The sequence below is a fragment of the Gilliamella sp. BG2 genome (genome assembly GCF_046635645.1).
Lineage (GTDB): Bacteria > Pseudomonadota > Gammaproteobacteria > Enterobacterales > Orbaceae > Gilliamella > Gilliamella bombi.
In genome coordinates, this window is sequence record NZ_JBIDFF010000018.1 from 1 (window position 1) to 26186 (window position 26186).

Annotated in this window: 31 protein-coding genes; 11 read left to right on the top strand and 20 right to left on the bottom strand. The window is 35.8% G+C overall.

Annotated elements, in window-relative coordinates:
• The 7 genes from ACGH6Q_RS08485 to ACGH6Q_RS08515 all read right to left on the bottom strand — a co-directional run.
• A partial coding sequence (locus ACGH6Q_RS08485) for a hypothetical protein (protein ID WP_411592605.1) occupies positions 1 to 398 on the bottom strand: 398 nt, incomplete at its 3' end.
• Between the two features lie 558 nt (positions 399 to 956).
• A complete protein-coding gene (gene galU, locus ACGH6Q_RS08490) occupies positions 957 to 1871 on the bottom strand; it encodes a UTP--glucose-1-phosphate uridylyltransferase GalU (protein WP_065626360.1) in 915 nt (304 codons plus the stop codon).
• A 19-nt stretch (positions 1872 to 1890) separates the two neighbouring features.
• Positions 1891 to 2409 (bottom strand): DUF2569 domain-containing protein, encoded by a 519-nt coding sequence (locus ACGH6Q_RS08495; protein WP_085165995.1) that lies wholly within the window; start codon positions 2407 to 2409, stop codon positions 1891 to 1893.
• The gene (locus ACGH6Q_RS08500; protein WP_296318055.1) at positions 2406 to 2921 is read right to left on the bottom strand and encodes a hypothetical protein; all 516 of its coding nucleotides are present in this window, start codon (positions 2919 to 2921) and stop codon (positions 2406 to 2408) included. The genes ACGH6Q_RS08495 and ACGH6Q_RS08500 overlap by 4 nt, the downstream gene beginning before the upstream one ends.
• Before the next feature lie 54 nt (positions 2922 to 2975).
• On the bottom strand, positions 2976 to 3107 hold the full coding sequence (locus ACGH6Q_RS08505; protein WP_370738315.1) for an entericidin A/B family lipoprotein: 132 nt from the start codon (positions 3105 to 3107) through the stop codon (positions 2976 to 2978).
• 35 nt (positions 3108 to 3142) lie between these two features.
• The gene (locus ACGH6Q_RS08510) at positions 3143 to 4345 is read right to left on the bottom strand and encodes an aromatic amino acid transaminase (RefSeq protein WP_411592606.1); all 1203 of its coding nucleotides are present in this window, start codon (positions 4343 to 4345) and stop codon (positions 3143 to 3145) included.
• 269 nt (positions 4346 to 4614) lie between these two features.
• Positions 4615 to 4998: a RidA family protein gene (locus ACGH6Q_RS08515; RefSeq protein ID WP_065575564.1), complete on the bottom strand. Its 384-nt coding sequence runs from the start codon at positions 4996 to 4998 to the stop codon at positions 4615 to 4617.
• A 185-nt stretch (positions 4999 to 5183) separates the two neighbouring features.
• Here ACGH6Q_RS08515 and ffh point away from each other — a divergent pair, with 185 nt between their 5' ends.
• A complete protein-coding gene (ffh, locus tag ACGH6Q_RS08520) occupies positions 5184 to 6551 on the top strand; it encodes a signal recognition particle protein (protein ID WP_034915314.1) in 1368 nt (455 codons plus the stop codon).
• Between the two features lie 138 nt (positions 6552 to 6689).
• On the opposite strand, the gene ACGH6Q_RS08525 is transcribed toward ffh, so the two are convergent.
• A complete protein-coding gene (locus tag ACGH6Q_RS08525) occupies positions 6690 to 7562 on the bottom strand; it encodes an EamA family transporter (protein ID WP_085165999.1) in 873 nt (290 codons plus the stop codon).
• A gap of 110 nt (positions 7563 to 7672) precedes the next feature.
• Positions 7673 to 8659, bottom strand: coding sequence for an octaprenyl diphosphate synthase (gene ispB, locus ACGH6Q_RS08530; RefSeq protein ID WP_091120510.1), 987 nt, complete (start codon positions 8657 to 8659; stop codon positions 7673 to 7675).
• 156 nt (positions 8660 to 8815) lie between these two features.
• On the opposite strand from ispB, the gene ACGH6Q_RS08535 reads away from it, so the two are divergent.
• Positions 8816 to 9643 carry a TonB family protein gene (locus ACGH6Q_RS08535; RefSeq protein ID WP_411592608.1) on the top strand — a complete coding sequence of 276 codons (828 nt, stop codon included), beginning with the start codon at positions 8816 to 8818 and terminating at the stop codon, positions 9641 to 9643.
• A gap of 63 nt (positions 9644 to 9706) precedes the next feature.
• Here ACGH6Q_RS08535 and pepP read toward each other — a convergent pair whose 3' ends face one another.
• Both pepP and ACGH6Q_RS08545 read right to left on the bottom strand, forming a co-directional pair.
• Complete coding sequence (gene pepP / locus ACGH6Q_RS08540; RefSeq protein ID WP_411592609.1) at positions 9707 to 11026, bottom strand: Xaa-Pro aminopeptidase; 1320 nt, start codon at positions 11024 to 11026, stop codon at positions 9707 to 9709.
• A 33-nt stretch (positions 11027 to 11059) separates the two neighbouring features.
• Entirely contained in the window at positions 11060 to 11611 is a 552-nt protein-coding gene (locus ACGH6Q_RS08545) for a UPF0149 family protein (protein WP_174799334.1), read from the bottom strand.
• Between the two features lie 144 nt (positions 11612 to 11755).
• On the opposite strand from ACGH6Q_RS08545, the gene ACGH6Q_RS08550 reads away from it, so the two are divergent.
• The 4 genes from ACGH6Q_RS08550 to crr all read left to right on the top strand — a co-directional run bounded on the left by ACGH6Q_RS08550 (position 11756) and on the right by crr (position 14773).
• Entirely contained in the window at positions 11756 to 12088 is a 333-nt protein-coding gene (locus tag ACGH6Q_RS08550; RefSeq protein ID WP_296300516.1) for a hypothetical protein, read from the top strand.
• Between the two features lie 134 nt (positions 12089 to 12222).
• Positions 12223 to 12480, top strand: coding sequence for a phosphocarrier protein Hpr (gene ptsH / locus ACGH6Q_RS08555; protein ID WP_034911114.1), 258 nt, complete (start codon positions 12223 to 12225; stop codon positions 12478 to 12480).
• A gap of 52 nt (positions 12481 to 12532) precedes the next feature.
• Positions 12533 to 14260 carry a phosphoenolpyruvate-protein phosphotransferase PtsI gene (gene ptsI / locus ACGH6Q_RS08560; RefSeq protein ID WP_085166005.1) on the top strand — a complete coding sequence of 576 codons (1728 nt, stop codon included), beginning with the start codon at positions 12533 to 12535 and terminating at the stop codon, positions 14258 to 14260.
• Between the two features lie 9 nt (positions 14261 to 14269).
• Positions 14270 to 14773, top strand: coding sequence for a PTS glucose transporter subunit IIA (gene crr / locus ACGH6Q_RS08565; RefSeq protein ID WP_065574261.1), 504 nt, complete (start codon positions 14270 to 14272; stop codon positions 14771 to 14773).
• Positions 14774 to 14851: 78 nt separating this feature from the next.
• Here the strand turns inward: crr and pgi are convergent, their stop codons facing one another.
• A complete protein-coding gene (pgi, locus tag ACGH6Q_RS08570) occupies positions 14852 to 16501 on the bottom strand; it encodes a glucose-6-phosphate isomerase (protein WP_411592610.1) in 1650 nt (549 codons plus the stop codon).
• A gap of 310 nt (positions 16502 to 16811) precedes the next feature.
• Here pgi and fmt point away from each other — a divergent pair, with 310 nt between their 5' ends.
• Positions 16812 to 17774 carry a methionyl-tRNA formyltransferase gene (fmt, locus tag ACGH6Q_RS08575; RefSeq protein ID WP_411592611.1) on the top strand — a complete coding sequence of 321 codons (963 nt, stop codon included), beginning with the start codon at positions 16812 to 16814 and terminating at the stop codon, positions 17772 to 17774.
• Between the two features lie 40 nt (positions 17775 to 17814).
• On the opposite strand, the gene tehB is transcribed toward fmt, so the two are convergent.
• Complete coding sequence (tehB, locus tag ACGH6Q_RS08580) at positions 17815 to 18675, bottom strand: SAM-dependent methyltransferase TehB (RefSeq protein ID WP_296300512.1); 861 nt, start codon at positions 18673 to 18675, stop codon at positions 17815 to 17817.
• A 190-nt stretch (positions 18676 to 18865) separates the two neighbouring features.
• On the opposite strand from tehB, the gene fabI reads away from it, so the two are divergent.
• The 4 genes from fabI to ACGH6Q_RS08600 all read left to right on the top strand — a co-directional run bounded on the left by fabI (position 18866) and on the right by ACGH6Q_RS08600 (position 21503).
• Entirely contained in the window at positions 18866 to 19654 is a 789-nt protein-coding gene (gene fabI, locus ACGH6Q_RS08585) for an enoyl-ACP reductase FabI (RefSeq protein WP_411592612.1), read from the top strand.
• A 167-nt stretch (positions 19655 to 19821) separates the two neighbouring features.
• On the top strand, positions 19822 to 20397 hold the full coding sequence (slyD, locus tag ACGH6Q_RS08590) for a peptidylprolyl isomerase (protein WP_085166009.1): 576 nt from the start codon (positions 19822 to 19824) through the stop codon (positions 20395 to 20397).
• Positions 20398 to 20573: 176 nt separating this feature from the next.
• Entirely contained in the window at positions 20574 to 21245 is a 672-nt protein-coding gene (gene radC / locus ACGH6Q_RS08595) for a RadC family protein (protein WP_065589719.1), read from the top strand.
• Positions 21246 to 21299: 54 nt separating this feature from the next.
• Positions 21300 to 21503, top strand: coding sequence for a SlyX family protein (locus tag ACGH6Q_RS08600; RefSeq protein WP_034911129.1), 204 nt, complete (start codon positions 21300 to 21302; stop codon positions 21501 to 21503).
• 174 nt (positions 21504 to 21677) lie between these two features.
• Here the strand turns inward: ACGH6Q_RS08600 and rplQ are convergent, their stop codons facing one another.
• From rplQ to secY, 7 genes are all read right to left on the bottom strand, one after another.
• Positions 21678 to 22064: a 50S ribosomal protein L17 gene (gene rplQ, locus ACGH6Q_RS08605; protein WP_065589720.1), complete on the bottom strand. Its 387-nt coding sequence runs from the start codon at positions 22062 to 22064 to the stop codon at positions 21678 to 21680.
• 29 nt (positions 22065 to 22093) lie between these two features.
• Positions 22094 to 23083: a DNA-directed RNA polymerase subunit alpha gene (locus ACGH6Q_RS08610; protein ID WP_034911133.1), complete on the bottom strand. Its 990-nt coding sequence runs from the start codon at positions 23081 to 23083 to the stop codon at positions 22094 to 22096.
• Positions 23084 to 23108: 25 nt separating this feature from the next.
• Positions 23109 to 23729 (bottom strand): 30S ribosomal protein S4, encoded by a 621-nt coding sequence (gene rpsD, locus ACGH6Q_RS08615; protein ID WP_034911134.1) that lies wholly within the window; start codon positions 23727 to 23729, stop codon positions 23109 to 23111.
• A gap of 41 nt (positions 23730 to 23770) precedes the next feature.
• Entirely contained in the window at positions 23771 to 24160 is a 390-nt protein-coding gene (gene rpsK, locus ACGH6Q_RS08620; protein WP_025314405.1) for a 30S ribosomal protein S11, read from the bottom strand.
• A 15-nt stretch (positions 24161 to 24175) separates the two neighbouring features.
• Complete coding sequence (gene rpsM / locus ACGH6Q_RS08625) at positions 24176 to 24532, bottom strand: 30S ribosomal protein S13 (RefSeq protein WP_025314404.1); 357 nt, start codon at positions 24530 to 24532, stop codon at positions 24176 to 24178.
• Positions 24533 to 24701: 169 nt separating this feature from the next.
• The gene (rpmJ, locus tag ACGH6Q_RS08630) at positions 24702 to 24815 is read right to left on the bottom strand and encodes a 50S ribosomal protein L36 (protein ID WP_025314403.1); all 114 of its coding nucleotides are present in this window, start codon (positions 24813 to 24815) and stop codon (positions 24702 to 24704) included.
• 26 nt (positions 24816 to 24841) lie between these two features.
• Entirely contained in the window at positions 24842 to 26182 is a 1341-nt protein-coding gene (gene secY, locus ACGH6Q_RS08635; RefSeq protein WP_174799329.1) for a preprotein translocase subunit SecY, read from the bottom strand.
• Positions 26183 to 26186: the final 4 nt, after the last annotated feature.

Below are 26186 nucleotides of genomic sequence, written 5' to 3' on the forward strand. Positions count from 1 at the left end.
GTATCCCCTACATTAGGTAACTTGATTGGCGCTGTTGGTGATGAAGAATTATTTTGCGATGTGAATGTTCGACCATCCGATAACTTAATACCTAATAAGTCCTCTATTTTAGTCACTTTAGTAACACCGCCATCAAAGGTTAAATAAGGTGCAGTACCATGAATGCGCTCAGAAGTCGTGGCCGATAAAGCCTGCGATTCTAAAGAGTACGGCAATAACAACAACGGCGCTAATGCCAATGGAATTTTTAAAGATAGTTTTGTGGATAATTTCGAAAATAATTCGAGAGATAATTTCGAAGATATAAATAAGTTTCGTGCAAAAACTCGTCGAATAGGATTATTTGATAAATTTAAGACATAAGTTTGCCGGTGCTTGTACCTAGAATGATAATGCATTATGGTTTACCTATTAATTAATTATTTATTTTATTTAGATTTTTATAATTGTTTGCTTATTTAATAAGCTTGTTTTCCTATAACGGCGAAAGTATAACCATTTATAAAATAGTTGGCTAGTTTTTTAGCGGAATTTTTTGTAAAGAAATGTAAATATAAAAACAATTTGTCTTTATAGATAGGTGAATTTTCTAATTAAAATAAGGTGTTAGTTTTATAATTTTTTGTATTTTGCGGAATGATTAATATTGCTGATAACATCTAAAACACAAACACGCCCAACAACCTAGTTTAGCGTACTAGCTTTACTTCGTTATCGGCATATTTTGATGCTGTGATAAAGCTGGCTGATTAACATTGTAGTGCTATAAGCGTGTTTCTTGCTCTAAAATCGTTCAGGTGGACTATTGATTTTATTGAAATTTTTATTTTTAAATAAACCTAGCGGTTATTGCAGGCTTAGAGGGGGCAGTGTAATGGTTTCGGATGTTGTCACTGATGTTAATTATTTCCACAAAAGGTCAAAACATTCGAAACCTAGCTAACCTAAATCAAAAATTAAAGCGTTTTTAACCAAGCTTTAACATCGCTACCTAAGCTTTTATGTCGCATTGCGTATTGTACAAATGTTTGTACATAGCCAAGTTTATTACCGCAGTCATGACTACGACCTTTTATGCAATAGGCATCAACACAATCTTCTTCAAGTAACATAGCAATTGCGTCGGTCAATTGAATTTCACCACCTGCACCTAATGGCGTTTTGGCAAGTAGAGGCCAGATTTTTTCAGATAGAACATAACGTCCAACAACGGATTGGTTTGATGGTGCTTCTTCAACTGATGGTTTTTCAACTACGCTGTACATTTGTGCAACATTACCCGCAGATAGCTCTTGACCACGACAATCAACAATACCGTAAGAAGAAACTAATTCTTTTGGCACGGGCTCTACCATGATTTGGCTATGTTTGGTTTCATGGTAATTTTTGATCATTGCAGCTAAATTATCGCTGGTAAGGTCACTTTCGTATTCATCGATAATCACATCAGGTAAAACAACAGCAAATGGTTCATCACCAACTAAAGGATAAGCACATAATACCGCATGACCAAGCCCTTTTGCCAAACCTTGGCGGACGCTAGTTATGGTAACATTTTTAGGTAAAATGCCTTGTACTTCTTGCAATAATTGACGTTTAACACGCGCCTCTAACATGGCTTCTAATTCAAAACTGGTATCGAAATGGTTTTCAATTGAGTTTTTTGATGAGTGCGTAACAAATATAATTTCAGTTATGCCTGCGGCAATACACTCTTTAACTACATATTGAATAAGTGGCTTGTCAACAACGGGGAGCATCTCTTTTGGAATAGCTTTAGTTGCTGGTAACATACGAGTACCCAAACCGGCAACAGGGATAACCGCTTTTGTTACTTTTCCATTTACTGAATTGTCTAAATTTGATGTCATTTTATTTCCTTAAAACAAATTAACTAATTATGTCGCTATGAGTAACTTCACTATGGCGACCATTAACAAATGTATTTTTGACTCGAACTGACTTTAACACATAAGCAATCCAAATACTGGTATAAATGATTGCTATCACAATATCTTTTATAAAAGAAAACTCAAATTTAACTTCAAATGGTAACACTATAAAAAGATACCAACATCTTTGAATTAGCTTAAAAACAATAAAACTGCTACTAAATATAATAAAAAAGTTAGGAAATTTATAACTTTTAGTAAAATATAAAAATATAATATAAGCGTTTAAAAGCAATAATAAACAATTTAGACCCATGTCACCTAAAATAAACAGACCCAAATGAATTGTGTGCATTTTCGAGTAGGGATCCAATAATTGTGTCCATACGTCGATAAAATCAATCGCATTTAGTCTAGAAAAAGTAACATATCCAATAAAAATAAAACAAAAAAATAATTCAATACCAACTAAAATTAGCCAACCGCCTAATCCTTTAAGTTCTTTTTCCTTGATCATTTTTGTACCTGTTTAATAATCGATAAATCGTTAGATTCAATTAGCAAAGGATTATCTCTGTCTTTAGCTAAAGAATCAATAGCGATATAAACGATTTGGCAATTTTGTAACACGGCTTGTCTTACTACGAATTTTGCTTTTCGATCACGTGCCTCTTTTTGTGCTTTGCTGATGTAAAGGTCATCATATCCATCCTCATATAAAGAGGCCCTTTCAAATAAATTTGGCGTTCGCCAAAATGTCTGTTTGGGATAATTGCGAATAAGAATTTGATCGGTTAATTTGCCTTTTATTCCTGCATAACTACTGGGCAAATGTTTGCCTTCTCGACTCTGGCTAATATAAACATGCTGATAGCTTGGTTTATTTGAAGGGAGTGGGTTTAATAAAAATTCAATACCTGATAGGTTTGAATATTGACAATTTTCCATAGTTAAAGGTGCAGTTCGAAAGTTTAACGAGCTGCACCCAACAAGTAAAAATAATGTAACTGTAAATAAAATACGTGACATTTAACCAAATATATTTAAGACATTAAAATATTTGTAGATAGTCTATAACCTTAGTTACATTTTATCACTCACTTTTTCGGCTGTATGTGAAATGGCTTTTCCACCTGATTCGACATCTTGACCAACACCTTTTACGGTGTTACATCCAACAACTAAAGTCGCCATTGCTATACCTAATATTAACATTAACATTTTATGGAACATAAAAATACACTCCTTTATTAACATGATTGTTTTAGTGCAGCAAATGCTTCTGCCACACGTTCGATATTATGGTGATTTAAACCCGCTACACACATTCTTCCGCTACCCACCAAATAAATAGCAAAATTATCTTTTAATTGTGTAACTTGCTCTTTACTAAAACCGGTATAACTAAACATGCCCTGCTGTTTTACTAAATAATCAAAATGACAATCAGGTGCCGCTTTTTTTAATAATTCAACTAGAGTTGATCGCATGGTTACGATGCGAGTTCTCATGGATTCTACTTCTTTTAACCATTGCGCTTTAAGTTCTGGATTATTTAAAACATAACTCACTAACTGCACACCATATGCCGCTGGGGTTGAATAATTTTGGCGAACCGTTGCTTGTAACTGTCCTAACACACGGTTAGCGATCTGGCTGTTATCACATAAAACGGATAATCCCCCCACTCGTTCACCATAAAGTGAAAATGTTTTCGAAAATGAGTTACTAACAAATCCACACAATCCTACATCTGCCATTTTTCGAATCGCATAAACGTCTTGTTCAATACCTTTGCCAAAGCCTTGATAAGCAATATCCATAAATGGAATAAGATCTCGTGCTTGCAAAACTGCTATTACTTTATCCCACTGTGCTTGCGTTAGATCGGCGCCAGTTGGGTTATGGCAACAAGGGTGTAGTAAGACTATGCTTTTAGCAGGTAATTGATTTAATGTTTCAAGCATTGCTTCAAATTTTACGCCACATGTTTGTTCATCAAAGTAAGGATATTGGTTTACTTTAAAACCTGCACCATTAAAAATGGCGATGTGATTTTCCCAAGTTGGATCGCTGACCCAGACTTGTGAATTTGGGAAATAGCGAAATAAAAAATCAGCACCTATTTTAAGAGCCCCCGATCCACCTAAGGTTTGTATCGTTGCGATACGTTTATCTTTAGAGGCCGAATGATCTTCACCAAATAATAAAGATTGGATCGCTTGGCAATAAGCTGGTAGGCCACTCATGGGTAAATACAATTGAGCATCTTGGTTGTGATGATAGATATAATCACGCGCCGTTTTAATACATTGTAATTGAGGCACTATGCTATTTTCATCATAATAATAACCAATACTTAAATTTATTTTGTTTTCTCGACTATCATTAATAAATTCAGTTACTAGTGATAAGATGGGGTCCCCTGCGTACGGCTCTACTTTTTCAAACATTTTTACAATCCAATTGGTACAAATAATAATAATAAATAATTGTAGATTATTGCACCAACTCTATTGGCGATCAATCATTAAATAATAGTTTAATAGCAAATAATTAAGTTGATTTTTGGTTGGAAAATTGGCGTTTTTTAATAAGAGGAATAAAGAACAAAATAACTCAAAAAGTCATGTTTTTATATTAATTTTATACTGAAACACATAGTTACCTGAAACTTTTTGACAGAAATTAGCACCCATTGGTGCTAATCTGATAAGCAAATTTATTTAGCGGCAATAACTTCGATTTCGACTTTGGCATCTTTGGGAATTCGAGCTACTTGTACGCAAGAACGTGCAGGGAAAGATGCATTATTTTCAATAAAAAAGGCTTCGTATACTGCATTTACCGTAGCAAAGTCATTGATATCAGATAAGAAAATAGTCGTTTTAACGATATTACTTACTTGATAGCCAGCCGCAGTGATGATCGCTTTAACATTCGCTAAACTCTGTTTGGCTTGCTCTTTAACACAAGTTGGCATTTCACCAGTTGTTGGATCTAATGGAATTTGTCCTGAGGCAAATAACATATTACCTAAATCTACTGCTTGAACATAAGGCCCAATAGCTGCTGGCGCTTTATCAGTACTAATTACTTTTGCCATGTCCGATTTTCTCCTTTTTAGTCTAAACTATTCTGTTTTGTAATTATTAATAATCGTCTTTTTCTCTTTCCTCATTTCAACAGGAACACAATTTTGTGTCAAGTCAGTGCAAAATTATGATCGTGGGACTTATTGAAATTTTCTGATATGATAATGGCAATTTTTCATTTATTACGAGAGTTAATATGTTCGAGAATTTAACCGACCGTTTATCACAGACATTCCGCAATATTAGTGGTCGAGGAAGATTATCTGAAGATAATATCAAAGATGCATTGCGCGATGTTCGTATGGCACTACTTGAGGCCGATGTTGCACTACCCGTAGTTCGTGAATTTATTAATCAAGTTAAAGAAAAGGCTGTTGGATTAGATGTCAATAAGAGCTTAACCCCAGGTCAAGAATTTATCAAAATAGTTCAGGCAGAATTAACAACTGCTATGGGTGAGGTTAATAGTTCGCTCAATTTGGCAACTCAACCACCCGCAGTGATTTTAATGGCAGGTTTGCAAGGGGCAGGTAAAACAACGAGCGTTGCTAAGCTAGCTAAATTTTTAAAAGAAAAACATAAAAAGAAAGTGTTGGTTGTTTCTGCCGATGTTTATCGCCCTGCTGCGATTAAACAGCTAGAAACATTAGCTAAAGCTATTGATGTTGAAGTTTTTCCATCTGATATTGCTGAAAAGCCAGTCAATATTGTTAATAAAGCTATTTCGCATGCTAAATTGCAATTTTTTGATGTGTTAATTGTTGATACTGCAGGCCGTTTGCATGTTGATAGCGATATGATGGATGAAATCAAAGCGCTCCATCATGCTGTCAATCCAATTGAAACGCTATTTGTGGTCGATGCTATGACAGGGCAAGATGCCGCTAATACCGCTAAAGCGTTTAATGATGCATTACCGCTTACTGGTGTAATTTTAACAAAAGTTGACGGGGATGCTCGTGGTGGTGCAGCGTTATCAATTCGCCACATTACCGGTAAGCCAATTAAATTTTTAGGAATGGGTGAAAAGACAGACGCTTTAGAGCCATTTTATCCTGATCGCATTGCTTCACGTATTTTAGGGATGGGCGATGTGCTATCTTTAATTGAAGAATTACAAAGCAACGTCGATCGCGAAAAAGCAGAAAAAATTGCCAAGAAGCTAAAAAAAGGTGACAAATTTGATTTTAATGATTTCCAAGATCAGTTAAAACAGATGCGTAATATGGGCGGAATGGGGGCTTTGTTAGCTAAATTACCCGGTGTTGGTCAACTTCCTGATCATATTAAAGCACAGATGGATGATAAAATTACCATCAAAATGGAGGCAATCATTGGTTCAATGACATTAAAAGAGCGTGCTAATCCTGAAATCATTAAAGGTTCTCGTAAACGCCGTATTGCCAACGGTTCGGGAACTCAGGTTCAAGATGTCAACAAGCTGTTAAAACAGTTTGAAGATATGCAAAAGATGATGAAAAAAATGAAAGGTGGCGGCATGATGAAGATGATGCGCCAAATGAAAGGATTAATGGGCGGTGGTATGGGATTACCTCCTCGTTAAGTCATTAATACTAAATCTTCAATTAAATGAGTTATATCTGAGTACTTAGTAACTGTTAACTATAGCTCGCCGTACAACCACTATCGCACTTATAAACCACTATCCACTTATAAATAGTGCGATAGTGGTTTTAATTGTTTAATTGTTTGGTTTACTCGATTTTATTTTTACTGGGCGACTCATAGTTAGCACTGTACCTATTGATGAGGTAATAATAAAAATAATGGCTAACCACTGGTAGTGGGTTAGTTGTTCATGCAAAACAATGAACCCAGAAAGCGCGGCAAAAACAGGCGATAAGCTCATTAATGTACTAAATGTTTGTGCTGGTAATTTTGGTAGTGCAATCATGTCTAATCCATAAGGGATTGCTGATGCTAATAACGAGACCAGAAAAACCATTGGGAGCAATTCCAACGAAAACATGGTACTGCCACTTTGCCAAATTCCAATAGGAAATAAAAAGCACGAAGCAATGACTGATCCAATCGCTACGCTGGCTGAGCCATAAATAGTGCTGGCTTTGCGTCCAAATAAGATATAACACGCCCAACCACTTCCAGCTAATAGCGCAAATAAAATACCCTTGGGATCTAAATTGCTTGAAGCTTGTTCAATGGGTAAAAGCATAGCCAAGCCAATAATAGCAACACCTAACCAAATAAAATCAAGTACTTTACGCGAGGAGCACATCGCCACCATAATTGGCCCTGTGAGTTCAATGGCAACTGCAATACCTAGCGGAATTCTTGCGATTGCATTGTAAAACGCTAAATTCATACAACCAATTGAAATACCGTATAAAAAAATGTATTTTAATGCTTGTTTTGTCAGTGTTTTACGCCACGGCTTGAATATTAAAATTAGCATAATTGCTGAAAAAAATAATCGCCAAGCTGTCATCCCTTCAGGCCCTAATACAGGAAACAGATATTTGGCTATTGAGGCACTGCCTTGCACTGAAATCATCGAGATAAAAATTAACAAAACAGGCCAAAACCTTTTAAGCATAAATAATTACCTTAAATTAAAGTTATTGTATATGAAACTAATGACAAAAAGTTTCAGGAAACTATGTGTTTGAGTATAAAAAGCATATATTTAATTGATTTATTGGCTAGTTAGCTTTCTCTTTTTACTGACAATAAGGCAAGATCTTGTAACGCTTGTTTATAAGGTGAATCAGGTAAAATTGCGATAACGTCAAACGCTTTTTGCGCTTCTTTTTGAGCAGTTTGTAAAGTAAAATCTAGCGAACCACATTCGTCCATGATGTTTAAAATACGATCTAATAATTGTCGACCATTACCTTGCTCTATTGCTTGGCGTATTAATGCCGCATCTTGGGCGTTTTTTGTGTGGTGCATAGCATGTAAAAGCGGTAGAGTGGGCTTGCCTTCGTTAAGATCGTCCCCTAAATTTTTACCTAATTTTTGGTTGCTATCAGCACTATAATCGAGTAGATCATCAATGATTTGAAAGGCTGTGCCTAAATATTTTCCATATTCTTGTAGGGCGAGTTCTTGCTCCTCACTAGCTCCAGCTAGGACAGCAGCAGAATGCGATGTTGCTTCAAATAGACGTGCCGTTTTTCGATAAATTACATCTAAATATTGTTCTTTTGTGATATCTGGATCGTTACAATTAATCAACTGCTGTACTTCACCTTCAGCTATTACATTGGTTGCAGCCGACATGATCGTCAATACTTTAAACGATTCTGTACGTACCATCATTTGAAAAGAGCGTGTGTAAATATAATCGCCAACTAATACGCTCGCGGCATTGCCAAAAAGTGCATTGGCGGTTGATTTGCCTCGGCGTAAATCGGATTCGTCAACAACATCATCATGCAATAAGGTGGCAGTATGAATAAATTCAATAAAAGCAGCAGTGATAATATGTTTATCGCCTTGGTAGTTGAGTGCTTTGGCTATTAATAATGCGATAACAGGACGTATACGTTTGCCACCACTACTAATGATGTAATTGCCTAATTGATTAATTAAAGCCACATCAGAAGTTAGTTCTGCCTGTATTGCCTCATTTACTTTGACTAAATCATTTTTAACAAGATCGAGTATTTGATTCATTGATGGAGTATTCATCAGCCTAACCACTACAAATAATAGATATTTATTTTCTATTATCTGATAAATATCTTTATGCAACAAGGTATCATCCATCTTATTTTAAAATAATACTACAAATGATAAGCATTTTCATTTAGAATAACTGTCATTAAGTTAAATATGATTATTATTATGAAGATTAACTTTGATATAGATCTCGATGATACTAAGACCCCTTTGAGTCCAATTAAAAAAAAACCTAAAAACACCTATGTATGTACATCAGTTTCTGTATTGTCGCATCTTATCTTATTTGCTCTGCTCTTTAGTTCTGTCTTGTTTGCTAAAAATGTTGCTGTTGATGAAGGCGATAATGCGATTAAAGCTATTATGGTCGATCTATCGCAATTTGCCGCCCCTGAACAATCATTAGTTGAAAATACCCCAGAAATTCAAGGTGCGGAAAATAGTGAACTGATCGATAACAAACAAATTGAAGAAAAACCAGTTGATCCTGTTGTTGAACCTGAAGTAGTTAAGGAAGAAAATCCTGAATCTATTCTCGAAAAAATATCCGATAAATCAACGGTTGAACCCCAAAAGGATGTTGTAGTAAAAAAAGAGAAAAAGCCGAAAAAAAAGCGCAGGCCAGTCCAAAAAGCTTCTCATAAACAAGTTAGGCAAGAAGTGGTTAGTGATAATTTGGCAAATACCTCTGTTGCACCCAAACTTTCAGATAATCGCCAATATTCAGGTAATCCTTCTCCAATTAGACGGAATCAACCTGAGTATCCACGCCGAGCGCTTGATATGCGCTTAGAAGGCTACGTGGTAGCAATGTTTGATATTAACAGCGATGGGCGAGTTGAAAATATTCGCATTGTTGAAGCAAATCCTAATAATATATTTAATCGTTCGGTAATAAATGCCATGAAAACTTGGAAATACAAACCAATTCCAGCAAAAGACCTAAAAATTAGAATTATTTTTAATCGTGATAAATCAATTAAGTTGGATTAATAATTAGGTAGATAAAAACAAAAAACCGTAATTTTTATTTTAAAAATTACGGTAACGACACAATTAATGAGTAAATTTATTTTCCATTAATTTTTCAATTTCAGCTGGGTCTTTTGGAACATCACCTGTCAGAACTTCATTTCCTGTGTCAGTAATTAAAATGTTATCTTCGATCCGAATACCGATACCTTTATATTGTGCTGGTACATCTGATTCTTGATTAATATAAAGCCCTGGTTCAACGGTCAATACCATTCCTGGCTCTAAAATTCGATCTCGTCCACTACCAACATCATGTACATCAATACCTAACCAATGGCCTAAACCGTGCATGTAATATTGTGTATAAGCTTTATTAGCAATTAAGCTATCAACATCACCTTGCATAATTCCGAGTTTTACTAAACCTTCTACCATCGTTCTTATAACTTGATTATTGACTTCCATAATTGAAGTGCCCGGTTTAAATAATTTAATGGCTTGATATTGTGATGCTAAAACGATGTTATAAATTTCAAGTTGAGCTTGGTTAAATTTGCCATTGATAGGAAAAGTGCGAGTTATATCGCCTGCATAGTACTGATATTCACAACCCGCATCAATTAAAACTAAATCGCCATTTTTTAACTGCTGACTATTATTTTCATAATGTAGTATACATCCATTATTACCACTACCAACAATGGTGTTATAAGATGGTGCTCGTGCGCCATGCCACGCAAATTCATGCAAGATTTCAGCTTCTAGTTGATACTCATACATATTCGGTTTACATCTTTGCATTGCTCGAACGTGAGATTGAGCGCTGATTTTGCAAGCCTTGCGCAATATTTTTATTTCAAAATCTGATTTAAACATGCGCATTTGATGAACTATCGGTCGCCAATCGATCGTGCTGTTTGGTGCATAAAGATTTAATCTACTCCCTTGTCGCAGAGTATTCATTGTGTGATCTACGATTCTATCGGCATATTGATACTGTTGGTCGGCATGGTAAACCGCCGTTTTGCCATTTAATAAATCAGGTAATACTTTTTCAATCTCATCAAATATATAAGCTTCATCAACAAAAACCGTCTTTAATGCGGAATCTTGACCTAAACGGTAACCTGTCCAAGTCTCTGCTAGCGTATCTTTTGGGCGATTAAATAATATGTATTTAGTTGTATTATCTTTTTGTTTAACTACTGCAAATACCGCTTCTGGTTCAGAAAAAAGTGTAAAATACCAAAAGTCGCTATTTTGTCGATATGGGTAGTGGGTGTCATTACTCCTCGTCATTTCTGGAGCAGCAAAAAAAAGTGCAACACTATTTGGTATCATTTGAGCTAGTAATTTTTCTCGACGTGCAAAAAGTTCTGTTTCGATATCAGTATTTATCATTGTGATGCCCCTGAAGATGTAATGTTATTAATATCAATGGATTGTTGGAGGTGTGTCAGCCTCATTAAATTCGTTAAATTCATCAAAACATAGCATAGAAGTTATGCGAACATACTCTTTTATCTCTTCAAAAGCAAAACCAAGCTCTTGTTGATCTTCATTTTCATCATAGCCTAGTTTAACAATTTGACGTAGGTCATAAATAGCTTCACCAACATCACCTTTGATGTGGTTAATTTTAGGTTGCACAAGTCCAATACCAAGTAAAAAATGATTTACCCAACCAACTAAATCATCCAGTTGTGTATATAAATCTTTGTCGCTAAGTAATAACTGAAAGCTGAAATCTTCTTCAAAAAATTGCTGTTTGATAAGCGCATAAAGTTGGCTAATTTTTTCATCTAATGATGTTGGCATTTTTTGACCATTGTTTAACATATCCTCAACTAATGGACGCCAGCTCTCGTCATTGTTACCTCCAGCTAATATGCCTGAAAGAAAACCATGTAACTCAGCAGCGGTAATGCCTATTTTATTTTGGATTAATTGGCGATTAAATTCGTCGTAATTAATAGTATCTGACATAAACTTCCCCTAATATTATTACATCAAGAAAAATGCACTCTGCACTTTCTTCAATTATTAGTATATAATTTGCATCTAATTATAAATCATAAACAGATTGCTTTGCTTTATAAAGGAATTATTTTGAACATTATAGGATTTATCATGAAATTTTCACTGCAATTATTATTTTTTGCAGGATTAACATTATCATTAACCTCCTGTAGTTCGTTTTTATCGAATAAAGGCGTAATTGTCCTTGATGTGCAAGATAAAATACATACCTATGTAACCAGTCAAGACTTACCTAAATCTTATAAATTGGGTAATAGTGAGCAGGAATTACAGCGATTCGAGGCTTTCTGTAGAGAGGAGATCCGCGTATCACAACTTGATGGTAGTGAAGAAATTGTTTTTGAGAATATTAAACATGGAATCCATGGACAGGTAGAATTTAAAAAATGTAGTGATAAAGTCACTCGTATCTACCGATACTGATAAAGTATGGCTATCTTAAATATGATAGCTAATACGACGACTTAATATAAAAGATCGATGAAATCTTACTAGCCTTTCAGGCAGTTTTTATTTATATTGGTCGGTGAAACAAAATATTTTGGGAGTAAAATAATATGTATAAACAAGATGTAACTATTACTGCATCTAACGGTCTTCATACCCGCCCTGCTGCACAATTTGTTAAAGAAGCAAAGAACTTTAATGCAGAAATTACTGTCACATCTAATGGTAAAAGTGCGAGTGCTAAAAGTCTGTTTAAGTTACAAACATTAGGTTTATCACAAGGCACAACTATTACCATTTCTGCCGAAGGTGAAGACGAAAAAGAAGCAGTTGCTCATTTAGTAAAATTAATTCCTGAGTTGGAATAATAACTCCCGATTAGCTATGAACGGTTTTAAAATAGAATAAGGATTAAATGTTATGGTATCAGGTACACTTGTTTCCCCCGGTATCGCTTTTGCTAAAGCGCTATTATTAAAAGAAGAGCCTATTGTTATTAGTAATAGGCAAATTCTTGATAACAAGATTGAGGCTGAAATTGAGCGCTTCAAGGAAGCTCGCCAAAAATCAAGTAAACAGCTACATACGATTATGGAACGAGCAAAATCCACATTAGGCGAAGATAAAGCGGCCATTTTTGAAGGGCATATTATGCTTCTTGAAGATGAGGATCTTGAACAAGAAGTTATTTCTCGTATTCAAAGTAAACATTCAACCGCTGATGCCGCTGTTCAATCTGTATTTGAAACTCAAGCTAAAGAATTAGAAAATCTAGATGATGAATATCTAAAAGAACGTGCCGCAGATATTCGTGATATTGGTAAACGTTTACTCAAAAATATTTTAGGTATTGAAATTGTTGACTTGAGTGCTATTAGCCAACCATGTATTTTAGTTGCAACCGATTTAACACCTTCTGAAACAGCTCAGCTAAACTTGGATATGGTGCTAGGTTTTATTACTGACGCTGGTGGACGCACCTCACATACTTCAATTATGGCTCGCTCTTTAGAGATACCAGCTATCGTCGGAACATCTAATGCAACTCAAGCAATCAAACATGGCGATTTTGTTATTTTAGATGCTATAAATAATGCTATTTATATCAATCCAGATCACACAACTCAAGAAAAATTAAAACAAGTTCAAGCTAAATATATTAGTGATAAAGAAGAACTAGCTAAATTGAAAGATCTACCTGCTGTAACCCTTGATGGCCATCAAGTAGAGATTTGTGGTAACATCGGTACAGTACGCGATATTGCAGGTGCTGAACGTAACGGTTATGAAGGTGTTGGTCTATACCGTACTGAATTCTTATTTATGGATCGCGAAGCTTATCCTGATGAAGAAGAACAGTTTAAAGCATATAAAGAAGTAGCTGAATCAACCAATGGTTTATCGGTAATTGTCCGTACCATGGATATTGGTGGCGATAAGGATATACCTTATATGCATTTACCAAAAGAAGAGAATCCATTCTTAGGTTGGCGAGCAATTCGAATCTGTTTAGATCGTAAAGAAGTACTTCATGCACAACTACGCGCAATTTTGCGTGCATCAGCATTTGGTAAATTGCGCATTATGTTCCCAATGATTATTTCTGTTGAAGAAATCCGAACATTAAAATCCGAAATCAATACTCTTAAAGAACAATTGACTGCTGAAGGCAAATCATTTGATAAAAATATTGAAATCGGTGTAATGATTGAAACTCCTGCAGCCGCTGTGATTGCACATCACTTAGCCAAGGAAGTAGACTTTTTTAGTATCGGTACCAATGACTTAACTCAATATACACTTGCCGTTGACCGTGGTAACGAATTAATTTCTCACCTTTATAATCCGTTTTCGCCTTCAGTGCTAACTCTGATTAAAAATGTTATCGATGCTTCTCATAAAGAAGGTAAATGGACAGGTATGTGTGGAGAGCTTGCTGGTGATGAAAGAGCCACAATCTTATTGCTTGGTATGGGACTTGATGAATTTAGTATGAGTGCAGTATCAATTCCTAAAATCAAAAAATTAATTCGCAATACTAACTATGAAGAAGCGAAAAAATTTGCTGATACTGTATTAGAAAAAGCAACTTCTAAAGAAATTATTGATTTAATTGAAAATTACACTGCTGAAAAGCAAATTTGTTAGGAGGCAATAATGGGTCTATTCGATAAAATTAAGCAATTCGTATCCGATGATAATAAAAACAGCATCGAGATTATTGCTCCCTTAAGTGGCGAAATTGTCAAAATCGAAGATGTACCAGATGTGGTTTTTGCTGAAAAAATCGTTGGTGATGGGGTAGCAATTAAACCTTCTGGTAATAAAATTGTCGCTCCATTAAGTGGAAAAATAGGCAAAATTTTCGAAACCAACCACGCTTTTGCTATAGAATCGGATGAAGGCATTGAGCTTTTTGTTCACTTTGGTATTGATACAGTAGAACTAAAAGGTGAAGGCTTCAAACGAGTTGCTGAAGAAGGTCAGCAGGTAAAAGTAGGAGATACTATTATTGAAATTGATTTACCTTTACTTGAAAGCAAAGCCAAATCCGTATTAACTCCAGTGGTTATTTCTAATATGGAAACCATAATAGAATTAAATAAATTATCTGGCGCTGTCGAAGCAGGTAAAACTCCAATAATGCGTGTGAAAAAATAATTTTTTCACTATTATAAAAAACCTTCAGTTTTAGCTGAAGGTTTTTTTTATATTATAACTTATCTTTTTTAATAATACTTAACGCCATTTTTTGTATTGGTTGATTAAGCTATTGGTTGAATCATCGTGAGAGCTAACTGGTTTATCATCTGCTAATTCAGGTAAAATACGTCCAGCAAGTTGTTTACCAAGTTCAACACCCCATTGATCAAAACTAAATATATTAAGAATAACTCCTTGAGTAAAGATTTTATGCTCATACATCGCAACTAAGGCACCAAGAGCATAAGGTGTAATTTTTTTCACTAATATTGAATTAGTTGGTTTATTACCTTCAAATACTTTAAATGGTACAACAGATTTCACTTCATCAAGATTTTTTCCTGCAGCTATGAACTCTTGCTCGACCTGTTCTTTTGTTTTACCAAAAGCTAAAGCTTCAGTTTGAGCAAAAAAGTTAGATAATAATTTTGGGTGATGATCTCCAACTGGATTATGGCTTATTGCTGGCGCAATAAAATCACAAGGGATGAGTTTAGTACCCTGGTGAATTAATTGATAAAATGCATGTTGACCATTGGTTCCTGGCTCGCCCCAAATAATTGGGCCTGTTGTGTAAGGTGTTTTATTACCGTTGCGATCGACACTTTTACCATTTGACTCCATATTTCCTTGTTGGAAATAAGCCGCAAAACGGTGCATGTACTGATCATATGGTAAAATAGCTTCAGTTTCAGCACCACAAAAATTGTTGTACCAAATACCAATTAATGCCAGTAACGTTGGGATATTTTTATCAATTGGTGCGCTCTGGAAGTGCTTATCCATCGCATGGCCACCAGCTAAAAATTGTTTGAAGTTATCAAAACCAATTGATAAAACAATCGATAAGCCAATTGCCGACCAAGATGAATAACGTCCACCAACCCAATCCCAAAATTCAAACATATTAGCTGTATCAATACCAAATTTTTCAACTTCTTTAGCATTAGTTGAAAGAGCAACAAAGTGCAAAGCAACTGCTTTATCATCTTTAGCAGCATCAAGTAACCATGCTCGTGCTGTTTGTGCATTTGTCATAGTTTCTTGAGTGGTAAAAGTTTTGGATGCAACCAAAAATAAAGTAGTTTCAGGATTTAAGCCTTTTAACGCTTCAACGATATGTGTGCCATCTACATTTGATACGAAATGCATGTTCAAGTGGTTTTTGTAAGGTCGTAGTGCTTCGGTAATCATTACTGGCCCTAGATCCGAACCACCAATACCAATATTGACCACATCAGTAATGGCTTTACCTGTGTATCCTTTCCATTCACCATTAATGATTTTTTTACTGAATGATTCCATCTTAGCTAAGACAGTATTAACATCATCCATCACATTCTTACCATCAACATAAATTGGTGTATTTGATACATTACGTAATGCAACATGTAATACAGCTCGATTTTCTGTACGATTAATCTTTTCACCACTATACATGGCTTTAGTAGCACCAATTAGATCGCATTCATCAGCTAGCTTATAAAGCAATTCTAGCGTCTCTTGTGTCACTCTATTTTTAGATAAATCAACCAAAAACTCTTCTTCAAAAGGAATAGTAAGCTTTTCAACACGTTTGGGTTCTTCTTTCAGAATTTGTGCAATGGTTTTATTGTGGTGTTTTTCGTAACTAGCTTGAAGGGATTTCCAAGATTGGGTTGTTGTTGGATCAATTGATTTTAACATAATTTATTCCTTAAATAATATTGCATTATAGTCATAATATAACTATGCCTAACATGATGCAAGATAAGGATCTCATCGATTAAAATAATTCGCTAGAAACCCATAAAGCGTTTTTTCTTAAATCATTTATACCGTTTAATCGTATTAAATTAGAGGGATAATTACACAACATAACCTAATGTATATAAATATTATCAAATTTAATACCAACTAAAGATGTTTATCATATCTATGAGTTTTTTTGATTAAAGATTCTCACTAAAATTTCGGGTATAATTCAGATAAATTTTTGATTATGGACATAACGCTTATGCCACATGCAACTAAACCTTTAAATATTATTTTTGCTGGTACACCCGATTTTGCTGCAACTCATTTAAAAGCTCTGATTAACTCACGCCATAATGTAATTGCTGTTTTTACGCAACCAGATCGCCCTGCAGGTCGTGGTAATAAATTAACAGCAAGCCCTGTTAAACAATTAGCTGTTGAGCATAATATTCCTGTTTATCAACCAGCAACGCTTAAATCCGAAGAAAATCAAAAAATCATTGCTGAATTAAATGCTGACATTATGGTTGTTGTTGCTTATGGACTTATTTTGCCACAAGCTGTACTTGGTATACCCAGATTAGGTTGCTTAAATGTGCATGGTTCGTTATTACCCCGTTGGCGAGGTGCTGCGCCAATTCAACGTGCATGTTGGGCAGGCGATGAAGAAACAGGCATTACCATTATGCAGATGGATGCAGGGCTTGATACGGGTGATATGCTTTATAAGCTTACCTGTCTTATTGAGCAATCCGATACTAGCGCATCACTGTATGAGAAACTCGCAAAACTCGGTCCCCAAGGCTTGCTTGATACATTAGAGTTAATCACTGAAGGAAAAATCCAACCTGAAAAACAAGATGAGGCGCAAGCAACCTATGCCGAAAAGTTGTCAAAACAGGAAGCTAAACTTGATTGGAATTTGCCTGCCGTGCAACTTGAACGTTGCGTTCGGGCTTTTAACCCATGGCCAGTGAGTTATTTTGAGGTTAATGGTGAGCCTGTAAAAGTATGGCAAGCCCATGTGGTAAAAATGGATTCAAAACAGACGGCTGGCACAATTTTGCAAGCCAATAAAAATGGCATTTGTATTGCAACCAGCAACGGCGCATTGAATATGATACTTTTGCAACCTGCTGGGAAAAAACCGATGTCTGCCCAAGATTTGTTAAACTCACGCAAGGCTTGGTTTACAGTTGGCGAAAAACTAAATACACTTTAATCAAATATATTAAATTACAGGATGATATATCCTGTAATTGTTATCTCTTTTTAGCCAATAAGGTTGCAAACCTTAATTTAATTCGGTTTCCATGTATATCTGTTTTATGCAATTGTCCAATATCTTCGTTATATTTTAGTATTTCCCAATCTTGGTAATATTGGTGCAACTCGTTTTCTTTAAAAGTAAATGAAAACCCAACAGAGCAAGGATAATCAGACGTAGACATGGCGCTGACAATTAAATTATATCCCCCTGATTTGGTCATTTTTTGCATGTTATTAATAATAGCTGGAATTCTTTCGGGTTGTAAAAACATCATGACAACGGTCGAAAAAATAAAATCATATTCGCCCGGTAAATTTGCTTGATTGATATCGTAAACCATTGCATTAATGTGCTTAAGGTTATCATCATTAATGATTTTTTGTAAGTTTCCAATACTGAGCTCTGATTTATCAATCGCGGTAACATCAAAGCCTTGTAACTGCAAGTAAAGTGAATTACGACCTGAACCACAACCTAAATCCAATGCCTTTCCTGTTTGGATAATCTTTGTTGCGTTAATTACCTCGGAGTGGGTTTTGGTCATTTGGTATTTTTTTTGAGTATAATCCTCAGGCAAACAGTAAAATGCTAACTGGCACTGTAAGTCATCTGATATTTCGGCTATACGGTGCCATTGCTGTGGCAATATAAATGGCGGTTGCTGCTGAGTATCAAAACAATGCTTAGTAATCACTTCGCCTTGTTCAGTTAACATTTCAAAACCAATACTTCCTTTTAAAATTTCTAACTTCGCCCATGTACCAATTTGGGTATTATGCTTTTGACGCAACAACGCAGGTAATGTATCAGCATTCCAAATAGGCAATGTTTTGTAACAAACTAAATTATTCAAATTGGTACCTCCTATAAAAAAACAATAGTTGACTATTATAGTAGGATATTAATATGGTAAACAATCATTTATTTTAGACAATAAAATAAAAACCTATCAACGAAAATAAATTTATAGTGGCGAAGTTGGCTTGATCAACATATAATCGTCATCATCCTAGACTATATAGTGAAAATTAGAGGAATAATTTATGGGATTTTTAACAGGTAAACGTATACTCGTTACGGGTGTTGCAAGTAATCGTTCAATTGCTTACGGTATTGCACAAGCAATGCATCGTGAAGGCGCTGAACTCGCTTTTACTTACCAAAATGATAAATTAAAAACACGCGTTGAAGAGTTTGCCGCTGATTTTGGTTCTAAAATCGTTTTACCTTGCGATGTTGCTCATGATGAAAGCATCTCTGAACTATTTTCTGAACTTGCAAAAACTTGGGATAAATTTGATGGTTTTGTTCATGCTATTGCTTTCGCACCAGGTGATCAATTAGATGGCGATTATGTTAATGCTGTTACCCGTGAAGGTTTTGCTATTGCTCACGATATTAGCTCTTATAGCTTCGTTGCTATGGCTAAGGCATGTCGTTCAATGCTAAATCCAAATTCAGCATTAGTGACACTTTCTTATCTTGGTGCTGAGCGTGCAATCCCTAACTATAATGTAATGGGACTAGCTAAAGCCTCACTAGAAGCAAATGTGCGTTATATGGCAAATGCTATGGGGCCTGAAGGTGTCCGTGTTAATGCAATTTCAGCAGGCCCTATTCGTACACTGGCGGCATCGGGTATTAAAGATTTCAAAAAAATGTTATCTCACTGTGAATCAATAACACCAATCCGTCGCACTGTGACAACCGAAGATGTGGGTAATTCAGCAGCATTTTTATGTTCAGATTTAGCATCAGGTATTACAGGTGAAGTCATTCACGTTGACGGTGGATTTAGCATCGCTGCGATGAATGAATTAGAACTTAAATAAGCTGCTCTCAGTGTGTGTGAAAAAGGCGCTAAACCATAAATGTTTGCGCCTTTTTTATTTTATTTTTTGGTAAGTTTTGAACAAAAATATAAAATTTAGAATACTTATACTCTTTTTTCCGTTAAAATCTAATGTAATTTGCTCAATAAAAGTTTGTTGGAGAAAAAATGAAAATAGCAAAAAATACAGTGGTTAGTTTAGCATACCAAGTTCGCACTAAAGACGGTGTTTTAGTTGATGAAGCAACTACGACAGCGCCATTAGAATATTTACATGGTGCAGGTAACTTGCTACAAGATCTTGAGAACGCATTAGATGGTCACCAAGTTGGCGACAAATTTGACGTTGAGCTAATTAATGCTTACGGGGATTTTAATGATGCTCTTGTACAAAATGTTCCTCGTGACGTTTTTGTTGGTGTAGATGAACTTGAAGTCGGTATGCGATTTTTTGCTGATACCGAGCATGGTTCTTTACCCGTTGAAATCACCGCTATCGATGGCGATACCATCACTATTGATGGAAACCATATGTTAGCTGGACAAGATTTACAATTTAACGTTGAAGTATTGGCTATTCGTGAAGCTACTGAAGATGAAATTGCTCACGGGCATATTCATGGTGAGCATGGTCATGATCACGGACATGGCGGTTGTGGCTGTGGTGGCCATTCTCATGAAGACGAAGATGATGAAAACACAGGCTGCTGTGGCGGTGGCCATGGTGGCTGCGGTTGTCACTAATTCTTAATTAATTTAAATTAAATTTTAAAAGCGCTATATAGCGCTTTTTATTTACTTCTGTTTTGTGTTTTTGCTTAATAAGTTGTGAAACAACTCCCAATATTTTAAATTATCATTTTGCTTTGCTAATTTTTCCTTTAATAATCTCTATTTTACGATTATTGGGATCTGCAACTATGCCTTCACAACCAATAGCATTAATGCCGCGTGAAAAGCTTTTAAAATTTGGCGTTGAAGCACTCAGTGATACTGAATTACTTGCTCTTTTTTTACGCACTGGTACTCGAGATTTGCCTGTTTTGGAACTGTCACAAAAGCTATTAAATGAGTTTGGTTCTTTTTATAATTTAATTAATGCAAGCCATAGTGATTTTTGCAAGAAGAAAGGATTGGGAACGGCTAAATATACACAATTGAAAGCAGTTGTTGAACTTTCTTATAGATATTTAAAAGTTAAAATGACTACCGATAATTTTTTGACATCGTCATCTTTGACACATCACTATTTAGCTAGTCGATTGGCTAATAAAGATCGTGAAGTTTTTATGGTTATTTTTTTAGATAATCAAAATCGCGTCATAGCATCAGAAGATATGTTTGTCGGTACCTATAATTGTGTTGAAGTCCACCCAAGAGAAGTTGTTAGACGGGCATTACAACATAACGCAGCCGCATTGATTCTAGCTCATAATCATCCTTCAGGTGTGGCAAAACCTAGTCAGGCAGATCGCCATCTTACACAAAAAATAGAAGAAGTTTGTGAATTGGTTGATATTCGAGTCATAGATCATATTGTTATAGGTAAAGGTGAATATTTCTCTTTTGCAGAGCATGGATGGATTTCGTAGCTATTTTTACTTACAATGTAATTTAATCAACTAATCTATATATGAATTTATTTTATGAACCAGCAATTAGAATTACTTGAAACCAAAGTAGCTTTTCAAGAAATCACCATCGAAGAACTTAATCAAATGGTAACTAACCTTCAAGCTGATGTTAGCAAATTAAAAGAACAATTGACGTTATTGTCTCAAAAACTACAGGCAACACAACCTTCAAACATTGCTAATTTATCTGAAGAAACACCACCACCTCACTATTAATTGTATTTATGAGGTAAATAACTGTTGTTAACAATTATTTATTTAATAATTTTGTCTTGATCTCTTTTAGTTTTTAACTAATTTTAACTAAAGTTAGTAATTTGAGTTTTCAAATATAGTAAACATAAATAAAAAACCGGCATATAGCCGGTTTTAATACACAATGATTTATTATTATTCAGCTGATGCTGCTTCTTCTACTGCAGGACGATCAACTAATTCAATATAAGCCATTGGAGCATTATCTCCATCACGGAAACCACATTTTAAAATACGTACATAACCGCCAGGACGGGTAGCAAAACGTGGACCTAAATCTGAAAATAATTTTTTAACTGTATCTTTATCACGGATACGAGCAAAAGCCAGACGGCGATTAGCTACGCTATCGCTTTTGGCTAGCGTAATTAACGGTTCAACAACACGACGCAACTCTTTTGCTTTAGGCAATGTAGTTTTGATGATTTCATGTTCAACAAGTGAACTTGTCATGTTACGAAACATTGCTTGACGATGGCTGCTATTTCGGTTCAGTTGACGACCACTTTTACGATGGCGCATAACTTTATCCTTCTTATATAAATTTTATCTTAGTCTTCAACAATACTTGCTGGTGGCCAATTCTCAAGACGCATGCCTAAAGATAAACCACGAGATGCGAGCACGTCCTTAATTTCAGTAAGTGATTTCTTACCAAGATTAGGGGTTTTAAGTAACTCAACTTCGGTACGTTGTACTAAATCACCAATATAATGAACTGCTTCTGCCTTTAAGCAATTAGCAGACCGAACAGTTAATTCCAAATCATCTACTGGACGTAAAAGGATTGGATCAAATTCCGGTTTATCTTCTTTAACTTCTGGTTGACGTACATCTCGTAAATCAACGAAAGCTTCAAGTTGTTCAGCCAAAATAGTTGATGCACGACGAATAGATTCTTCTGGATCGATAGTACCATTAGTTTCCATATCGATAACAAGTTTATCTAAATCCGTACGTTGTTCCACACGAGCAGCATCAACAGAATATGCAATGCGCTCTACAGGGCTATAACATGCGTCAACTAACAGACGACCAATTGGTCGTTCTTCATCTTCTGACTTAACGCGAGCAGAAGCAGGGACATAACCACGTCCTCGTTGTACACGAATACGCATACTAATTGAAGCATTGGCATCAGTAAGATGACAAATCACTAAATCAGGATTAACAATTTCAACATCACCATCATGAGTGATATCAGATGCTGTTACTGCACCTATGCCCGATTTGTTTAAAGTCAGCATAACATCATCTTTCGTATGTACACGTACTGCTAATTTTTTTAAATTAAGCAGAATATCAAGTACATCTTCTTGAACGCCTTCTTTAGTACTGTACTCATGCAGAACACCGTCAATTTCAACTTCGGTTACTGCATATCCCGGCATAGATGATAATAAAATGCGGCGTAGTGCATTACCTAAAGTATGGCCAAAACCACGTTCTAGTGGCTCTAAAGTCACTTTAGCATGTGTTTGGCTGTATTGAACAACATCAACTAGGTGAGGTTTTAAAAACTCTGTTACAGAACCCTGCATTATGTCCTCTCTTAAGTGCTAAACTTTACTTAGAGTAAAGTTCGACGATCAAATGTTCGTTGATATCAGCAGATAAATCTGAACGTTCTGGTAAGCGTTTAAATACACCTTCCATTTTGCTAGCATCAACTTCTAACCATGTTGGTTTTTCACGTTGTTCAGCTAGCTCTAAAGCGGCTTTAATACGTGCTTGTTTTTTTGATTTTTCGCGAACACTAATCACATCTTCAGGTGAAACTTGATAAGATGCAATATTCACAACACGACCATTAACAAGAACAGCTTTATGACTAACTAATTGACGAGCTTCAGCACGAGTTGCACCAAATCCCATGCGATAAACAACGTTATCTAAGCGACGTTCTAAAAGACCAAGTAGGTTTTCACCAGTATTGCCTTTAATTCGAGCTGCGCTTTTGTAGTAATTACGGAATTGACGTTCTAAAATTCCATAAATACGTCTAACTTTTTGCTTTTCACGTAACTGAACACCATAATCTGATAAACGCGGTTTACGCGCACCATGTTGTCCAGGAGCTTGTTCTAATTTACATTTACTATCAATCGCTCGGACGCCAGATTTAAGGAATAAATCTGTACCTTCACGACGACTTAATTTGAGTTTTGGTCCCAAATATCTTGCCATTTTATTTCTCCAATAATCCTAAACATTCAATGTTTAAAAAATTAAACACGACGTTTCTTTGGTGGACGACAACCGTTATGAGGAATCGGAGTAACATCAGTAATGTTAGTGATGCGATAACCCGCTGCATTTAATGCACGAATTGTTGACTCACGACCAGGACCAGGTCCTTTTACCATAACTTCCAGATTCTTAATTCCGTAATCTTTGACAGCTTCAGCACAACGTTCTGCGGCCACTTGAGCTGCAAAAGGAGTTGATTTACGAGAGCCACGGAAACCAGAACCACCAGCGGTTGCCCAACCTAACGCATTACCTTGACGATCGGTAATAGTTACGATTGTATTGTTGAATGATGCATGAATATGAGCTATACCATCAGAAACTTGCTTTTTTACACGTTTACGTGTACGAACAGGTGTCTTTGCCATTTAATTATACCTCAATTATTTCTTGATTGGCTTACGCGGTCCCTTACGGGTACGAGCGTTAGTCTTTGTGCGTTGACCGCGAACAGGAAGTCCACGACGGTGACGCATGCCACGATAACAACCAAGGTCTAATAAACGCTTGATACTCATAGTTACTTCTCGGCGTAAATCACCTTCAACAGTGAATTTAGCGACTTGTTCACGTAACTTTTCAATCTGATCTTCAGATAGTTCTCTGATCTTAACATGTTCAGGAATACCAGCTTCAGCACAAATTGTCTTAGCTCGAGTATTTCCAATACCATAAATTGCTTGTAAAGCAATTACAGCATGTTGTTGATCAGGAATGTTAATGCCTGCTATACGGGCCACTATGCACTCCTTTATTGTTAATGTTTAGCAAATTCACCATACTGAAAAGCCCGTTTTCAGGATACTCAAACAGTGAATTTACAAATAAATCTAGGCTGGCTATTCTAGCCAGCTTTACTATACTTTGGCAAGAAAAATATGCAAAAGCTCAACTTTCCAGTTAAATAAATTAACCTTGACGTTGTTTGTGTTTACCTTCAACGCAAATAACACGAACGATGCCATTACGTTTAATGATTTTACAATTTCTGCATAATTTCTTGACTGAAGCACGAACTTTCATTTTTTTCTCCGTAACTTCTGGCTAACTTATCGGCCATAGCCTTTAAGATTCGCTTTCTTTAACACTGACTCATAACGATTTGGCATCATTAAAGTCTGTACTTGTGCCATAAAATCCATGATTACAACAACAACAATTAATAATGATGTTCCACCAAATTGAACTGGAACCTTCATTGCGCTTGTCATAAACATTGGAACCAAACATACAAAAGTAATGTAGATTGCGCCAATTAGCGTTAAACGAGTCATTACCTTGTCAATATACTTAGATGTTTGTTCACCTGGACGGATACCTGGAATAAATGCACCAGATTTTTTTAGCTGATCTGCTGTTTCTCTTGGGTTAAAAACCAATGCTGTATAGAAGAAACAAAAGAAGATAATCGCCGCAGCAAAAAAGATTATGTATAACGGTTGATCATGATTGAAGTATTGACCGATAAGTACAATAAAATATCTCCATCCTTCACCATCTCCTTGGAACCAAGAAGCCATCATTGATGGTAACATAGCAATTGTCGAGGCAAATATCGCTGGAATAACTCCTGCCATATTAATCTTTAATGGTAAGTGTGTACTTTGTGCTGCGTAAACACGACGACCTTGTTGTCGTTGCGCATAGTTAACAACAATTCGTCGCTGACCACGTTCAACAAATACAACAAAATAAGTTACACCAACCACTAATGCAGCAACAACCAATAATAAAATCGGATGCAATGAACCAGAGCGAGCTTGTTCAAGTGTTTCATAAATAGCATGAGGAAGACTTGCCACAATACCAGCAAAGATAATGATAGAAATACCATTACCTACACCTCGTTCGGTGATTTGTTCGCCCAACCACATAAGAAACATAGTGCCAGTAACTAAGCTAACCGATGCGATAAAATAGAAAGAAAATCCTGGATTAATTACAACATGTTCATAACCAGGAATATTTGGTAAACCAGTTGAAATACCAATAGCCTGTACTATTGCTAAAGCAAGTGTGCCATAACGAGTGTACTGACTAATTTTTTTACGACCTGATTCACCTTCTTTCTTCAATTCTGCTAACTTAGGGCTAATTGCCGTTAATAACTGCACAATAATTGATGCTGAAATATAAGGCATTATCCCTAATGCAAAAATTGAAGCACGGCTTAAAGCACCACCAGAGAACATATTGAACATACCAACAATACCGTTTGACGATGCTATTGTTAATAAGTCCGATAACGCTTTTGTATCAATACCAGGAACCGGAATATAAGAACCAAGACGAAAAACAATAAGCGCTAAAAGCACAAACATCAAGCGTCTTTTAAGCTCACCACTACCGCCCCGTGTACTTTGAAAATCTAATCCTGGTTGCTTTGCCATCTTT

Bases quoted from the DNA above. Each gene is read 5' to 3' on its own strand.
- ACGH6Q_RS08535 (WP_411592608.1), top strand. From the start codon at position 8,816: ATGAAGATTAACTTTGATATAGATCTCGATGATACTAAGACCCCTTTG.
- rpsD (WP_034911134.1), bottom strand. From the start codon at position 23,729: ATGGCAAGATATTTGGGACCAAAACTCAAATTAAGTCGTCGTGAAGGT.
- ffh (WP_034915314.1), top strand. From the start codon at position 5,184: ATGTTCGAGAATTTAACCGACCGTTTATCACAGACATTCCGCAATATT.
- ACGH6Q_RS08525 (WP_085165999.1), bottom strand. From the start codon at position 7,562: ATGCTTAAAAGGTTTTGGCCTGTTTTGTTAATTTTTATCTCGATGATT.
- crr (WP_065574261.1), top strand. From the start codon at position 14,270: ATGGGTCTATTCGATAAAATTAAGCAATTCGTATCCGATGATAATAAA.
- slyD (WP_085166009.1), top strand. From the start codon at position 19,822: ATGAAAATAGCAAAAAATACAGTGGTTAGTTTAGCATACCAAGTTCGC.
- ACGH6Q_RS08610 (WP_034911133.1), bottom strand. From the start codon at position 23,083: ATGCAGGGTTCTGTAACAGAGTTTTTAAAACCTCACCTAGTTGATGTT.
- ispB (WP_091120510.1), bottom strand. From the start codon at position 8,659: ATGAATACTCCATCAATGAATCAAATACTCGATCTTGTTAAAAATGAT.
- ACGH6Q_RS08515 (WP_065575564.1), bottom strand. From the start codon at position 4,998: ATGGCAAAAGTAATTAGTACTGATAAAGCGCCAGCAGCTATTGGGCCT.
- secY (WP_174799329.1), bottom strand. From the start codon at position 26,182: ATGGCAAAGCAACCAGGATTAGATTTTCAAAGTACACGGGGCGGTAGT.
- radC (WP_065589719.1), top strand. From the start codon at position 20,574: ATGCCTTCACAACCAATAGCATTAATGCCGCGTGAAAAGCTTTTAAAA.
- ACGH6Q_RS08600 (WP_034911129.1), top strand. From the start codon at position 21,300: ATGAACCAGCAATTAGAATTACTTGAAACCAAAGTAGCTTTTCAAGAA.
- ACGH6Q_RS08545 (WP_174799334.1), bottom strand. From the start codon at position 11,611: ATGTCAGATACTATTAATTACGACGAATTTAATCGCCAATTAATCCAA.
- rpsK (WP_025314405.1), bottom strand. From the start codon at position 24,160: ATGGCAAAGACACCTGTTCGTACACGTAAACGTGTAAAAAAGCAAGTT.
- ptsH (WP_034911114.1), top strand. From the start codon at position 12,223: ATGTATAAACAAGATGTAACTATTACTGCATCTAACGGTCTTCATACC.
- ACGH6Q_RS08495 (WP_085165995.1), bottom strand. From the start codon at position 2,409: ATGATCAAGGAAAAAGAACTTAAAGGATTAGGCGGTTGGCTAATTTTA.
- galU (WP_065626360.1), bottom strand. From the start codon at position 1,871: ATGACATCAAATTTAGACAATTCAGTAAATGGAAAAGTAACAAAAGCG.
- ACGH6Q_RS08510 (WP_411592606.1), bottom strand. From the start codon at position 4,345: ATGTTTGAAAAAGTAGAGCCGTACGCAGGGGACCCCATCTTATCACTA.
- fabI (WP_411592612.1), top strand. From the start codon at position 18,866: ATGGGATTTTTAACAGGTAAACGTATACTCGTTACGGGTGTTGCAAGT.
- rplQ (WP_065589720.1), bottom strand. From the start codon at position 22,064: ATGCGCCATCGTAAAAGTGGTCGTCAACTGAACCGAAATAGCAGCCAT.
- ptsI (WP_085166005.1), top strand. From the start codon at position 12,533: ATGGTATCAGGTACACTTGTTTCCCCCGGTATCGCTTTTGCTAAAGCG.
- fmt (WP_411592611.1), top strand. From the start codon at position 16,812: ATGCCACATGCAACTAAACCTTTAAATATTATTTTTGCTGGTACACCC.
- pepP (WP_411592609.1), bottom strand. From the start codon at position 11,026: ATGATAAATACTGATATCGAAACAGAACTTTTTGCACGTCGAGAAAAA.
- pgi (WP_411592610.1), bottom strand. From the start codon at position 16,501: ATGTTAAAATCAATTGATCCAACAACAACCCAATCTTGGAAATCCCTT.
- ACGH6Q_RS08505 (WP_370738315.1), bottom strand. From the start codon at position 3,107: ATGTTAATATTAGGTATAGCAATGGCGACTTTAGTTGTTGGATGTAAC.
- ACGH6Q_RS08500 (WP_296318055.1), bottom strand. From the start codon at position 2,921: ATGTCACGTATTTTATTTACAGTTACATTATTTTTACTTGTTGGGTGC.
- ACGH6Q_RS08550 (WP_296300516.1), top strand. From the start codon at position 11,756: ATGAAATTTTCACTGCAATTATTATTTTTTGCAGGATTAACATTATCA.
- rpmJ (WP_025314403.1), bottom strand. From the start codon at position 24,815: ATGAAAGTTCGTGCTTCAGTCAAGAAATTATGCAGAAATTGTAAAATC.